The sequence below is a fragment of the Sphaerisporangium viridialbum genome, assembly GCF_049674955.1.
GTDB lineage: Bacteria > Actinomycetota > Actinomycetes > Streptosporangiales > Streptosporangiaceae > Sphaerisporangium > Sphaerisporangium viridialbum.
This window is the reverse complement of the sequence record NZ_CP187232.1, coordinates 9,324,235-9,337,878: the sequence shown is the minus strand read 5'-3', so window position 1 is coordinate 9,337,878 and position 13,644 is coordinate 9,324,235. Positions and strand designations below refer to the sequence as shown.

11 protein-coding genes and 1 tRNA gene are annotated in these 13,644 nt (G+C 69.8%); 6 read left to right on the top strand and 6 right to left on the bottom strand.

From position 1 onward, the window contains the following. Window positions 1-1,287: 1,287 nt before the first annotated feature. Window positions 1,288-1,701, bottom strand: coding sequence for a hypothetical protein (locus ACOZ38_RS42005; RefSeq protein ID WP_424536414.1), 414 nt, complete (start codon window positions 1,699-1,701; stop codon window positions 1,288-1,290). Window positions 1,702-2,444: 743 nt separating this feature from the next. Between ACOZ38_RS42005 and ACOZ38_RS42000 the strand changes: the two genes are divergently transcribed. Then, complete coding sequence (locus ACOZ38_RS42000; RefSeq protein ID WP_424536413.1) at window positions 2,445-3,167, top strand: hypothetical protein; 723 nt, start codon at window positions 2,445-2,447, stop codon at window positions 3,165-3,167. 783 nt (window positions 3,168-3,950) lie between these two features. Here the strand turns inward: ACOZ38_RS42000 and ACOZ38_RS41995 are convergent. Both ACOZ38_RS41995 and ACOZ38_RS41990 read right to left on the bottom strand, forming a co-directional pair. Further along, window positions 3,951-5,162, bottom strand: a complete 1,212-nt coding sequence (locus ACOZ38_RS41995; RefSeq protein ID WP_424536412.1) for a sensor histidine kinase — start codon at window positions 5,160-5,162, stop codon at window positions 3,951-3,953. Further along, window positions 5,159-5,803: a response regulator transcription factor gene (locus tag ACOZ38_RS41990; protein WP_424536411.1), complete on the bottom strand. Its 645-nt coding sequence runs from the start codon at window positions 5,801-5,803 to the stop codon at window positions 5,159-5,161. Before ACOZ38_RS41990 ends, ACOZ38_RS41995 begins: the two co-directional genes overlap by 4 nt. An 87-nt stretch (window positions 5,804-5,890) precedes the next feature. Between ACOZ38_RS41990 and ACOZ38_RS41985 the strand changes: the two genes are divergently transcribed. Genes ACOZ38_RS41985 through ACOZ38_RS41970 form a run of 4 tightly spaced genes read left to right on the top strand, consistent with a single transcriptional unit; the run spans window position 5,891 to window position 9,307 of the window. Further along, a complete protein-coding gene (locus tag ACOZ38_RS41985) occupies window positions 5,891-6,418 on the top strand; it encodes a hypothetical protein (protein WP_424536410.1) in 528 nt (175 codons plus the stop codon). Then, window positions 6,415-7,467, top strand: coding sequence for a peptidoglycan-binding domain-containing protein (locus ACOZ38_RS41980; protein WP_424536409.1), 1,053 nt, complete (start codon window positions 6,415-6,417; stop codon window positions 7,465-7,467). Before ACOZ38_RS41985 ends, ACOZ38_RS41980 begins: the two co-directional genes overlap by 4 nt. Next, window positions 7,464-8,117, top strand: coding sequence for an ABC transporter ATP-binding protein (locus ACOZ38_RS41975; protein ID WP_424536408.1), 654 nt, complete (start codon window positions 7,464-7,466; stop codon window positions 8,115-8,117). Before ACOZ38_RS41980 ends, ACOZ38_RS41975 begins: the two co-directional genes overlap by 4 nt. Continuing rightward, on the top strand, window positions 8,114-9,307 hold the full coding sequence (locus tag ACOZ38_RS41970) for an ABC transporter permease (RefSeq protein ID WP_424536407.1): 1,194 nt from the start codon (window positions 8,114-8,116) through the stop codon (window positions 9,305-9,307). The genes ACOZ38_RS41975 and ACOZ38_RS41970 overlap by 4 nt, the downstream gene beginning before the upstream one ends. Before the next feature lie 570 nt (window positions 9,308-9,877). Here the strand turns inward: ACOZ38_RS41970 and ACOZ38_RS41965 are convergent. Then, a tRNA-Arg gene (locus tag ACOZ38_RS41965) sits at window positions 9,878-9,950 on the bottom strand. A gap of 137 nt (window positions 9,951-10,087) precedes the next feature. After that, window positions 10,088-10,258, bottom strand: a complete 171-nt coding sequence (locus ACOZ38_RS41960; RefSeq protein ID WP_424536406.1) for a hypothetical protein — start codon at window positions 10,256-10,258, stop codon at window positions 10,088-10,090. Window positions 10,259-11,667: 1,409 nt separating this feature from the next. On the opposite strand from ACOZ38_RS41960, the gene ACOZ38_RS41955 reads away from it, so the two are divergent. Continuing rightward, entirely contained in the window at window positions 11,668-12,756 is a 1,089-nt protein-coding gene (locus tag ACOZ38_RS41955) for a D-alanyl-D-alanine carboxypeptidase family protein (RefSeq protein WP_424536405.1), read from the top strand. Window positions 12,757-13,026: 270 nt separating this feature from the next. Here ACOZ38_RS41955 and ACOZ38_RS41950 read toward each other — a convergent pair whose 3' ends face one another. Continuing rightward, the gene (locus ACOZ38_RS41950; protein ID WP_424536404.1) at window positions 13,027-13,614 is read right to left on the bottom strand and encodes an RcpC/CpaB family pilus assembly protein; all 588 of its coding nucleotides are present in this window, start codon (window positions 13,612-13,614) and stop codon (window positions 13,027-13,029) included. Between the last annotated feature and the right edge of the window lie 30 nt (window positions 13,615-13,644).

Below are 13,644 nucleotides of genomic sequence, written 5' to 3'. Positions count from 1 at the left end.
GGAAGGTAACTGATAATTGACGACTATTAGGAAGTGGCCAGCTCAATAGCCACTTTAGCATCATTTGCCCGATTTCCGGACGTGGTCTTTCTCACGGCGGTCGGCGAGGATTCTCCGCCCCCATGTAACGGCGCTGCCCGGACCACTCGTCATCCCGCTCGGCCCGGTGCGGACTCTGGCGCTTTCCCGCAACTGGCGCGGGGCGGCTGGTGAGCCGGCGTCGACCGCGTTCGGCCGTGGCACAGGACGCGAACCGGGCATGGCCGGCGGGTATCGGCCCCGAACGTGACCACCATGGCGACGCTGGCTCCAGGATGCGCCGCAATGTCCTTGCGGGCAAGTGGCCTGCCGGCCCGTTCGGTCGAGGGTGAACGCGGTCCGGTCGTACCGGCCTGGACGCGCGCCTGGAGCGGTGGTCCGCGAGGACCGCTGTGGTCAACCGGCCGTGGGGCGCACGGGCACAGCCGTTTGGTCTCTGAGCAGGTGGGCTGAGCCGGCTCGGAGAGCTCCCTCGGTCAGGTCCGTTCGCCGGAGACGTCGACGGTGAGGTCCAGGCGGTGGCGCGCCGGCAGCCGACCGAGTGGCTGGACGGGCTCAGGGCCGTCAAACCTCGGGCTTATCGGCTCGCTCGCGAACGTCTGAGACTGACTGGGGGCGCTCGCCAACTCGCGGATCGTGGCCGGCGAGGTGGGCCTCGACGAGGGGCCTTCGGGTGCCCGGCCGCCGTCGGGTCGGGGGTCGATACGCCAGAAGGCGTTCCAGTCAGGGCGGGGAAGCCGGGGGAGTGGTTCGCCGGCGATGTCGTCAGGAGTGACGGACTTCTTGCCGACCCTTCGGTGGACGTGATCCATTATCAGGAGTGTCCACGCCAAAGGGGAACCTCAACGGCGGATCGGGGCAAGCGGCGGGCCGGCCCGCATGGCCGGCCACTGAGCTGGGCTTACGGCCGGAAGCCGGCACGCGGCGGGCCCTGCGGCGTCGCACCAGCTCGAAGAAGTCCGGGGTCTACTTAGGCGTCAGTCGTGAGACGCCGTGTCCATGGGGGTACGAGAGGCGCGGGCGATCGGTGAGGCGGAGGCGCGACACCGCCGTTCTGGGTCTCGCCTGTCGGCAAATTTCGCTGACAAACGAGACCCAGAAAAGGGCCCGAGACCTCCGGGCCTGACTGTGAGCGCGCCGACCCCGGCGCGATCACCCGCGTGTGTAACTGGTCACGGCTTTCCTACCCGACAAGGATCTGCCCGAGGACATTCCTCGTCGGACCGTCGCCCCATGACCGGTGCCGGATCAGCCGCAGACGCCGCAGCCGCTACCGATGCCATTGGCGACGATTACGCCGCCGCCGGACAGGTAACCCCCGGACAGGTAACCCCCGGGCAGGTAGCCGGCAGGCAGGTAACCGGCGGGCACGTAAGGACCGCCCACGTAGCCGCCCCAGTAACCGCCCCCCCAGTAACCGCCGCCCCAGGGGCGGCCCCAGCCGCCGCCCCAGTGGCCGCCGCCTCCGGGACGACCCCAGCCGCCGCCCCAGCCGCCGCCCCAGTGGCCGCCGCCTCCGGGACGACCCCAGTCGCCACCCTGGTCGGCCTGCGCGGCTTTGACGGGATGGTGCGGAGCGGACGCGTCCGCCGAAGCGGCGACCGGTGCTACGACGGCGAGAGCGGCACATGCAGAACTGACCAGAAGTAGTCGGCGAATCATACTTGTATCCTTCTGTCCGATTGCAGTCACTGATTGTGACTGCTGCCACGCTACCCAGCCGTCGATCATGGTTCTGGACGCAAGCAGGTCAAGGAATGGCAAGCAGGTGATCGCCGCACGGCACAGCGGCCGATTCCGGACAGACCGTCGCCTGCCCGACATCGCATCCCCTTCGTCGTAGCGGCCAGGACCCGGCACAGCGCCTCGGGGCAGACGCGGATATCTGCCACGTCGCGGAACAGGGGACACAACTCCCTTCCCATGCCGCCCTCTACCTGCGCCGTAGAACTGGCGACGTCGAGCGCCTGCCACCGCCGTCCCCCAACTTCTCCGCCGCGGCCTAGCCGGTCGACGTCGACCTGGACTCCGCCCGTGAGTCGGCCACCGGGTGGGTGGACCGCCCCGAGGACCTCGTTCGCCGGGTGCGTGTCCGGCGCCGCCACCCACATCGGCGACGCCGAAGTCCCCCCGCGGCTCATCATGTGCAGACCCGGCACAACAACCTCCGCACCGCGCTGCGGTACGTCAGACCCGGCGCCGAGGCCCTCGCCGAGATCCCTCTCGGCCTGCCCGTGCCCCCGTAAACATTCGCGTTTTGGGCTGCTGACACGTTGGTTAACAACCCCTCGCGTTCCTCCCGGTAAGAAACTCACCAGCATTGGGTGAATGACCAGCCGAAGGCGAACCCCCGAGGGCTACCTTCAGTGCTCGTTCACATCCGAAAACGTATTCGGGGAGTTTTCATGCGCACTTCAAGCAATATTCGGGGCGTCCTCGCGCTGGCCGCCGTCACAGCGGGCGGTGTCTGGCTGGGGATGGGCAGCGCGGCCGCAGCGGTGCCCGGCGGTGACGACCCGGTGGCCTCGCAGGAGTCGTCGAGCACCGCGCCTGCGGTCACCGCCCCGGTGACCTCGCAGGACCCGTCGAGCACCGCCCCGGTGACCTCCCAGGACCCGTCGAGCACCGCCCCGGCGGTCACCGCCCCGGTGACCTCCCAGGACCCGTCGAGCACCACGCCCGCAGTCAGCGACCCGCTGACCGATCTTCAGGTGCCAAGCGTGGTCAAGCAGAGCGCCGGCCGCGACCTGATCACCGACATCCAACACATCGGGGCGAACGTACTGGACGTCCCTGCTCCCGACGCCGACCCGGCGCCTGGCCTCGACTCCACACCGGAACTTCCCGGCCAGCCCGTCGACGATCCCCAGACCCCGCCCGTCCCCGGTGCGGAGACCGACCCCGTGGCGCCTTCTGCGGTGTCCCCGCAGGAAGCACCGAGCCTCGGGGACGTCGTCGGCGTGGCGCCCGCGGATACCGCTCACAAGTCCGAGGCCGCGAAGAAGGATGACAAGGCCTCCCTCTCCGGGAGCGCCACGGAGCCGCAGAAGGATGACAAGGCGGTGAGCGCCGACCTCGAGAAGGTCCCGTCCGTCGACGCGACGCTGCCCAGCGTCCCCGTCCTCTGAACCTTCCGCACCTAGAAGATCAAATAGCAACTCGGGCCGTACGGGCCGTGACCGGTGGGGGTCACGGCTCGTACGGCTTTCCGGGTGCGCGAGTTGGTCGTTCCGTTCGATCAGATCGAGCCAGACGGCTCACCACCTGCCCACCTGCCTTGCAGGCCTGTGCGCTGAGTCCCTGCCGTACACGGCGCGGCGGATGCCACTGCCGGGCGACTTCACCATCGGACATGCGTCAACGAGCCCTATCCAGCATCCGTGGCGCAACGCAGCGATCAAGACATGTACGTACGTAGCGATTGATTAGATATCGTCTGATATAAGGGCTGTGCTCCGCAGTTACAACGGTCGGTATCGGGATTTCACGCCAGCCGGAGCGGAACGCTTTCGACAGTTATCGAATACGTATCCCTTTCAGCCCGTTCCCAAAGGTCGAGTGAATAGGGTGAGCGTGCAGCTTGAGGCGATCACAAGTGTCTTGCCGCTGGGTGAGAAGCCGATAGTGCGCAGTTCGCAGGAATCCTCTCGGTGTATGTGCCACCAGGATGATCCTGCTTCGCCTTGATAGATCGCCCCCAGAGGACAGCATCACGCTCTCAACGGGCCAGCCCGGGGCCACAACGTCGAGTGTCCAGCCGTCGGGCGTCCGCCTTTCAGTCGGACGCCGGCTGCGTACGGCCGGCCAGAGCGCAGAGCTCGTCGCTTTCCTCTATCCGGGCATGGGTCACAACCTCCCACGCGAACTCTGGCCCGCCATCACGGTCGATCCACCTGCCTGGATCGCCCCAATCAAGGGGCGTGATCCGACGACTGCTCGCGCGGTGCGGACCCGGCCGCCGGAACCGTCAGAGTGACGCTCAGGCCCCCGTCCGGGCGGGGAGCGGCGGTGACCGTGCCGTCGTGCACGGCCGCGATCGACGAGACGATCGCCAGCCCCAGCCCGAAGCCGTCGGACACGGTGCGATCGGTCAGGCGCTGGAAGGGCTCGAACAGGGCGCCGACCCGGTCCGCGGGGACATCCGGCCCGGTGTTCGCCACTGAGAGCGTGACGTGCCCGTTCCTGGCGGAGGTGGTGAGCCAGATGTCGCCGCCGGGCAGGTTGTAGCGGATGGCGTTGTCGACCAGGTTGGCGACGAGCCGTTCCAGCAGCACGGGGTCGCCCCACGTCACCACCGGCTCCATTGTCGTGTGCAGCTTGCGGTCGCCGAGCCTGGCCTCGTCGAGGACGTCCTCGGCCACGGTGGCCAGGTCGACCTTCTCCCGGACGCTCAGCCCGCGCTCGTTCCGCGCCAGGGTGAGCAGGGCCCCCACGACCGCCTCGGCCTGGTCGACGGCGACCCGGACGTCCCGGCCCATGCTCAGCAGCTCCGCCTCCGTGGGTGCCCGCTTGCCGAGGACGACGTCGACGGTGGCGCGCATGACGGTCAGTGGCGTGCGCAGCTCGTGGCTGGCGTTGGCGATGAACCGCCGCTGGCTCTCGAACGCCGCCTGCAGGCGGCTGAGCATGTCGTCGAAGGTGTCGGCCAGCTCGTGCAGCTCGTCGCGCGGGCCGGTCAGCGACACCCGCGCCGACAGGTTGTGCTCGGACGCGGCGCGCGCCGCCGCGGTGATGCGGTGGACCGGGCGCAGCACCCGCCCGGCGACGATCCACCCGGCGAGCGCGGCGAGGAGGGTGACCGCCACGAGGGTGATCAGCGAGTACCGCAGCAGGTGTGACAGGGTCGCCTCGCGCTGGCCCGCCGCGCCGGCCACGACGCCTTCCAGGTAGGCCAGGTCGCACTTGGCCTGAAGCCCGGGGTCGGCGTCCACGCGGAGGGCCTGTCTGCAGTATGTGAGGAACTGCTCGGCATTGTCCGCCGGGCGCGTCCCCGTGCCTTGGATCTCGGGAAGCCCGGCCACGAGGAAGTAGGTGATGGCGACAACGATCGCCCCGCACGCCGCGAACAGGCCGGTGTAGAGCAGCGTGAGGCGGACCCGGATGGTGAGGCGCGGCCGGGTCACAGCCGGTAACCCCGTCCGACGACGGTCTCGATCACCGGCGGCGGACCGAGTTTGCGGCGTAACCGGGTCATCGTGACCGAGACGATGTTGCTGAACGGGTCGGCGTTGGCGTCCCAGACGTGCTCCAGCAGCTCCTCGGTGCTGACCACGCCGCCGTCGGCGGCCATGAGCATCTCCAGGATCCCGAACTCCTTACGGGTGAGCGACAACGCGCGGGTGCCACGGCTGGCCCGGTGGCGGGCCCGGTCCACGACCAGGTCGCCGCGGCGGACGATCGGCGGCGCGGACGGCGCGCGGCGGCCGAGCGCGCGCACCCGGGCGACCAGCTCGTGGAAGGCGAACGGCTTGCCCAGGTAGTCATCGGCGCCCAGCTCCAGCCCGTCGACCCGATCGTCGACCCCGGCCGCCGCGGTGAGCATCAGGATGCGGGCCCTGCCACCGGCCAGCGACCGGCACACCTGGTCGCCGTGGACCCCGGGCAGGTCCCGGTCGAGCACGATCACGTCGTACGCCGTGGCGGCCGCCTCGACCATGGCGGCCGCTCCGTCGGTGACCACGTCGACCGCCATCCCGGCGTCTCGGAGCCCTTCGGCGATCCGATGGGCCAGCGTGACGTGATCCTCGACCACCAGGACTCGCATGAGGTCATTCTGCGTCGCCGGGCATGACATCGGTCCGACATCGGACGTAGCGGTGCTGTCACCGGCCGGGGCGTAGACCTCGACGGCATGAGACCAATTCTCGTGATCCCCGTCCTGCTGTGCGGGCTGGCGGTCGCCGCCTGCGCCAAGGCCCCCGAGGGCACAGGTATCGCCTCGGCGACCAGCGGCACCGCGAGCGCGCGCCCGTCCGCACCCCCGGCCGGCGATCCGGCCGCCTACGTGAGGTGCATGCGGGAGCACGGCCAGACCATGCCGGATCTCGGCCCGAACGAACCTCTCAGGCTCATCCCGCCGAGCGGCGAGCAAGCACGCGCGTGGCGAACCGCCCACCAGGCGTGCCTGCGCTTCCTCCCGGAGGGGATGCGGGAGAACGGCCCCCCGCCAAAGGAACTGGAGCAGCTCCGGGCCTTCGCCGTGTGCATGCGCGCCCACGACATCGAGATGACCGATCCCGCCGCAGTTGACGGAAACATGGTGATCAAGGGCCGACTCGCGAACGTCACCCGGGCCCAGCTCGACAGCGACCCGGTCTACAAGGCGGCCATCGAGGCCTGCAAGAACAAGCTGCCCCAGGAACAGAAGGAGGGGAAGTGAACCGGCCGACCCGGACGGCGCTGGTGGGCGGGTCGGCTCTGCTGGCGGTCGCGGTGGTGACGGCCGCCGCGATCGGCTTCGGCGGGAAGAGCCCGTCCACCTCGTCGAGCACCACCCGGGCGCTACCCGCCACCGCTCCGGTCACCCGGACCACCTTGACCCGGAGCCAGCAGGTGAACGGGGTGCTGGGCTACGGGGCGTCGGTGATCGTCGCCGGACGCGGCTCCGGCACCCTCACCTGGCTACCGCGCCTCGGCGCCACGATCAAACGCGGCCGGTCGGTCTACCGGGCGGACGACGACCCGGTGCCGCTGTTCTACGGCAGGCTTCCGCTCTACCGGCAGCTGCGCATCGGGGACGTCGGCAGGGACGTCGAGGAGGTGGAGCGTAACCTGGCCGCCATCGGCTACCCGGGTCTGACCGTGGACCGGCGGTACACCTGGGCCACGGCGGTCGCCGTACGCCGGTGGCAGAAGGATCTCGGGCTTACCCAGACAGGTGTCTTCGACCCCGCGTCCGTGGTGATCGCGCCCGGCGCGATACGGGTGGCGTCACTCACCGGGCGGCTCGGCACCCCCGGGAGCGGGCCGATCCTCGCCTACACCCGCACCACGAAGGTAGTCAGCATCGCCCTGGACGTGGCGCTGCAAACCCTGGTCAGGCGGGGGCTGCTGGCGACGGTCGAACTCCCGGACGGCAAGACCGCCAAGGGCAGGATCGCCGAGGTGGGCACCGTGGCCACCCCCGGGCCGGACGAGCAGCGCCCCGCGACGATCGACGTGACCGTGACCTTCCGGGACCAGTCCAAGATCGGCCGGCTGGACCGGGCCCCGGTCGTCGTGAGCCTGGTGTCGGACAGCGTGCGCGACGTGCTCACGGTCCCCGTCTCGGCGCTGGCCGTGCTCGCCGAGGGTGGTTACGGCCTGCAGGTGGTGACCGGCTCCACCAGCCGGTACGTGCCCGTGCGTCTGGGCATGTTCGGCGACGGCCGGGTGGAGGTCAGCGGTGGCGGCATCACCGAGGGCACCCGCGTGGGGGTGCCCGAATGATCGTCCTCAGCGGAGTGGGCAAGACCTACCCGGGCGGCTTCCAGGCGCTGCGCGACGTCTCGCTGACGATCGACGCCGGCGAGCTGGTCGGCGTCGTCGGCCCGTCCGGATCGGGCAAGTCGACGATGCTCCATCTCATCGGGGCGCTGGACCTGCCGACCAACGGGACGGTGACGATCGCCGGAACCGACGTGTCCCGGCTGCCGGACCGGAGGCTCTCGGCGCTGCGGGGGCGCACCGTCGGCTTCGTGTTCCAGCAGTTCCACCTCGCGGCGGGCGTGCCGGCGGTGGACAACGTGGCCGACGGCCTGCTCTACGCCGGCGTCCGGCTGCGCGAGCGACGCCGCCGGGCGGCCGCCACCCTGGAGCGGCTGGGACTGGGCCACCGGCTGGACCACCGCCCGCACGAGCTCTCCGGCGGGGAGAGACAACGGGTGGCCATCGCCCGCGCGGTGGTGGGCGATCCGCCCGTACTGCTCGCCGACGAGCCGACCGGCAACCTTGACTCCACCTCGGGCGCGGAGGTGATGCGGCTGCTGCGGGACCTGCGCTCCACCGGCACCACCGTCGTGGTGATCACCCATGACCGGGACCTCGCCGCAGGGCTGCACCGCCTGGTGCACCTACGCGACGGGCAGGTGGTCGCATGACCGCGCCGTCGCGTCTTTCGCCCGCGGACGCCTTCCGCGTCGGCGCCGCCGGTCTGCGCGCCCGGCCAATGCGGGTGTTCCTGTCCGCGCTCGGCATCGCGCTCGGCATCGCCGCGATGGTGTGCGTGGTCGGCATCGCGAGCTCCAGCCGGGAGAGCCTCAACCGGCAGCTCGCCGCACTCGGCACGAACCTGCTGCGGGTGTCCCCCGGGCAAACCCTCCACGGCGACCAGTCGCACCTGCCGGAGGAGTCGGTGGCGATGATAGGCCGGATCGGCCCGGTGCTCTCGGTGACGGCCACGGGGACGCTGACCAGCGCCAACGTGTACCGGAGTGACCGTGTCCCGCCGGGCGAGACGGGCAACCTGACGGTGATGGCCGCGCGGACCGACCTGCTCGGCACAGTGGGCGCGAGCGTGGCCAACGGGACGTGGCTCAACGCGGCCACCGTGCGGTACCCCGCCGTGGTGCTCGGGGCCTCGGCGGCCAAGCGGCTCGGCGTCGTCAGGGCCACCCCGGACGTGAAGGTGTGGCTGGGCGGCCAGTGGTTCACCGTCGTCGGCGTCCTGCGCCCGGTCGTCCTTGCGCCGGAACTGGACTTCGCCGCCCTGGTCGGCTGGCATGCGGCGAAGTCCACCCTGCGCTTCGACGGGTATCCGACCACCGTCTACACCCGTACGCGGGACGACGCCGTACTGGCGGTGAAGGCTGTCCTGGGCGCCACCGCCAACCCGGAGAACCCGAACGAGGTGGACGTGTCGCGGCCGTCGGACGCGCTCGCGGCCAAGCAGGCCACGGACACGGCCTTGACCGGGCTGCTGCTCGGCCTCGGCGCGGTGGCCTTGCTGGTCGGCGGCGTGGGCGTAGCGAACACGATGGTCATCTCGGTGCTCGAACGGCGCGCGGAGATCGGCCTGCGCCGGTCGCTGGGCGCCACCCGGGGACATATCAGGATCCAGTTCCTCGCCGAATCCCTGCTGCTGTCGGCGCTCGGCGGCGTCGGCGGCGCACTGCTGGGGATCGCCGTGACAGGGGCGTACGCGACGTACCAGAACTGGCCCGCGGTGGTGCCCGCGTGGGCCGGCGTCGGCGGCGTGGTCGCCACGCTGGTGATCGGCGGTTTCGCCGGCATCTACCCGGCCTGGCGCGCCGCCCGCCTCGCCCCCACCGAGGCCCTTGCCGCCCCGTGACCCTCCGTCAGGGCCAACACAAAGCGCCCCGGAGCGATCAAGCTTTGGGGCGTTTTGGCTGTTCAGAGGATGTGGTCAGGGGCAGGGTCGAACTGCCGGCCTTCCGCTTCTCAGCCGCCCTCGGGGCTGACGTTCCTGGAATTCGCACAGACCTATGTGCTCAGCCGGTGGCGCACCTCGGCGGCCCGGACCCGGGAGACTGACGTCTACGGCCTGCTATCGCTGGTTCCCGGTGGCGGACCTGCCGAACCGGCCGCAGGAAAGCGACATGCGCGAGGTGCGTTTCTACCTAAGCACCGGGAACTCCAGGACCGCTCTGCCTGTGGTGGTTGTCTAGTACGCCCTCGCCGCCATGGTGCTCGCCGTAGGGTCACGCCCTGTGAAAGCGTCAGCTCGCCCCGCGGGTAGCTGAGTTATCCGCATCCACTCGGGAAACGCCGTTGAGAGCGGATCGCGTATGGTTCGCGATCACTGGCCTACGGCTGTACACGACGGCACTCGGCTGCATCTGATCGCTGCGAGGGGACATGCTTAGCCCCAGGTCAGGGGCTAAGCGGCTGGTCAGGAGAGTGCCCCCGGCAGGATTCGAACCTGCGGCACCCGCTTTAGGAGAGCGGTGCTCTATCCCCTGAGCTACGGAGGCGGGGCTGGTGTAAGCGTACCGAAAGGCGAGCACCATGTGTGCAGAGGCGTGGCTTGGCTTTGCGACTCCTATCTCATGTGTGCCCTGAGCTGGGGTAAAAGGCTGACATGCCAGCAACGTACGGTAGCGCTGGGTGACTACTGTCGCGCAGCGTGACCGTTGAGCGACGAATGCAGGTTGAGAGGCGCCGGGGTGTCCGGCCGGGTGTGCTCGTGGCGGCGATGCTGGCGCCTGCGGTCCTCGCGGCAGGGCTCCTTGTGGCTGAGCTCACTGGCTATGAGGAGCACGTGCGGGGCCGGCAGGGACATGTGGTGAATGTGAAGGCGCTGTCGAGGTGGCAAGGCGTCCCCAGCATGGTCTTCGTGACTCCGGTACCGGCTCCGCCGCATGCGGATTATGAATACGAAGGTGTGATTCCGTCTCCTTTGATCTCCGGGGACGAGGAGGCGCTGGACGTCTCGCGGATGAGTGTCGGCGGGTGGGAGTCGATGTATCCGCTCCTGCGGGTGGGCCATGAGGAACCGGCCGGACGGTATCCGCAGGCTGATCGCGATGGTCGGCTGACTCGCGCGTTACGGGTGGACGTGCCGGAGGCGGTGGGGATGTGGCCTCGGGTGAGGAGCGATCGTCCGGGGCGGCATGTATGGCGAGCACTGCCGGGGGAGGAGCGCGCGTCGGCGTTGCCGCTGGGAAAGCACGGGCGAGCGGCGCGACCGGATGAGCGGGCGCCTGCGGTGTCGCATGAAGATCACGCGAGCGCCGTGCGGCCGGAGGAGCCTGGGCAGGCGGTGCCCTCCGCAGATCACACGCCAGCGGCGCATCCAGCGGAGCGTGTGCAGGGCGTGGTTCCGGACGAAGGTGCACAAGCGGCACACCCAGAGGAACGACCACAACGCCTGCGAGCTGAGGAGCATAGGCAAGCTGGTCCGCCGCCGGGACATGCGCAAGCGGGTCCGTCCGATAAACGTGCGCGGGCCGGTCGGTCGGGGGGACGTGCGCAGGCGGGTCCGTCCGATAAACCCGCGCGGGCTGGTCGGTCGGGGGGACGTGCGCAAGCTGGTCCGCCTGTGGGACCTGGGCGAGCGGTGGGGTCGAGGGGGCGTTCAAAGGTCACACGCCTGGCGGGACGTGGGCAAGTGGTCGGGTCGAGGGGACGTAAAGGAGCCTCACGCCTAGGTGGACGTGGGCGAGCGGTGCGGCCGAAGGAGCATTCACTAGCCGCACGCACGGCGAGACGAGGGGAAGCGGAGCAACCGAGGAAACGTCAGGAAGCGGAGCCGTCGGCGCAACCTGGGGACGCGGGGCTGTCGGTGGGGCGAGGGGACGCGGGGCCGCCGGTACGGCGTGGGGAAGGGGAGCCGTCGGGGCAATCTGGGGACGTGGAGCTGTCGGCAGGACGTGGGGGCGCGGAGCGGTTGGCAGGGTCCGGGGTGTTGGCCGCGAGGTTCGCTGGGCTGGCGGTGCGGCCGGTATTGGGAGTGTTGACGGTGGGTTCGGCCGTGGCGGGTATGCCGGAGGCCGGGTGGCAGCGGGGATGTTCTTCTGGGTGGCGCGGCAACGGGCTGTGGCAACTGTGCCAACCGTGCGATAGCGAGAAGGTATAAATGCCATGATCCGTACGTAACGGCTGGCATGACTCGGTCCGACTATGCAGCTTGCTGTAGTAACGTGCGTGCCGGGCTCAGGTCACAAGTTCGCAAACGGAGGGGTCCGTAACGTGCCATCTCCCCGATCGGCGGGCCTGGTCGCCGCACTCATGGTGATGGTCTCCATGCTCACCATGACGTCGTCGGGCTCGGCGCAGGCGCGGGCGGTCACCCAGCAGGCTGCACCCCAGGAGCTGGATCCTGGCAATCTGACGCAATTGCGCCGCGACGCCGAGAAATCGTCCCAGGCGCTGGCAGAAGCCACCAAGGCACTGGAGCAGCGGCAGGCGACGCTGGCGAAGGCCGACAAGGAGCTCAAGGGCAAGCTGGAGCAGCTGCGTACGGCCACCCTGGAGATGTCCAAGGTGCGAAGGCCGCTGGCGGACCTGGTGCAGTCCCTGTATCAGGAGCCTTCGGGCGGCGACATGGCGCCCTTCTTCACCGGCGAAAGCGATGGGACCAGCCTTCGCGCTCTCAGCGACATGACCTACATCGTTTCGGGACGTGACAAGGTCCTGGCCGACGCGGGGCGGCTCTACCAGGAGCAGCAGAGGCTGGCCGGCGAGGCGCAGGACCTTCGGGCGACGAAGCTGCTGGTCGAGGCCCAGCTCGGCCTAGAGATCGACACGCTGAGGAAGCGGTCGGCGACGGTGGTGAAGTCGCTCTCCCAGGCGCTGACCAAGCTCGGCGTGCGCGTCAACCAGGGCGGCCGTACGGGGGCGGCGTGCGACCCAACGCAGGTGAGCTCCGCCGCGCAGTACCCCAACGGGCTGCTGCCCAAGAGTGCCCTGTGCCCGCTGCAGCAGCCAGGCCGCGAGTTGCGGGCGGACGCGGCGATCGCCTTCGTCGCGCTCAACGAGGCGTACAGGAAGCAGTTCGGCAAGCCGATGTGCGTGACCGACAGTTACCGCAGCCTCGGCCAGCAGCAGGCCGTCTTCTACCGCAGGCCGGGCTTCGCGGCGGTGCCCGGGCGGAGCAACCACGGGCTTGGGCTCGCGGTGGACCTGTGCGGTGGTGTCGACGTCTTCCGCTCGGTGCAGTTCAACTGGCTTGAGGCCAACAGCAAGAAGTTCGGGTGGATGCACCCCGACTGGGCCTATCACAGCCCGTTCGAGCCGTGGCACTGGGAGTACGACCCGAAGCTCGGCTCTCTGCTTTAGTCGAGCTCTGTGCTGCTGGGGTCGCCGGTAGCGGTCGTCATCGGTTGCACATCTTTTCTGGTCGACGCAGCGCCGCCTTCGTCGGATGCCACCAGCTCGCCGTTGGTGGCCACGTCGCACCGCTTCGGGGCCCGTCGTGCCGGTGACGCGACCGCAGGCGCATCGCTCCCGGGACTGGTCCCGACCCTGCGATGACGGATCGTCAGCGCTGGGGACGTTCAAGTCTGGTCTCGGACTGGATTGAGGGGGCGGGCGCGGATCACTGCTGAGTCATCGGGAGTGGCCGTGGATGGTGATTGACAGGCGTGAACCCGTGCCGGCTCGGGCGAGACGGGCGGCCTGCTCTGGGGTGGTGGCCAGAACGACGAGAGCGCCGCTTTCCGTCATGGAGTCGGCCGAGTCGGCCGAGCGCGGAAGGGCGACGACGGTGACGGCCTGGGCCACCGTGGCCGCCCGCGGATCGAGGGCGGCGTCATCCCACTGGGCGGCGGCTGCGATCACGTCGATGACATCGCCCACGCGAAGCAGGCGGGCCGAACCGGCGTCCGTGATGCGTACGGGCGTCGCCAGCAAGCCGGGGCCGTAGGCGTCGACCAGGGCCGGGCCAAGCAGGCGTAAGTCGGTGAGAGGCTCGCCGCGGCGGGCTGGTGCGGCCAGGACACGTCCGGCGACGGACGCACCTGGGCGGAGCGCGCCATCGGGCACGGTTGCTTCCGGAATGCGTACCACGGTCAGGTCTGATGCTGTCAGCGTGCCTGCCCTGAGGTCGCGAGCGGCGGCCAGGACCTCAGTGAGGGGAGCTGGACGCATGGCCAGGCCGATGCTTCCCGCGGCCATGGCCGCGAGGACGACGGCCATGAGCCGGCGTCGCCGATTGAGTATCCGAGC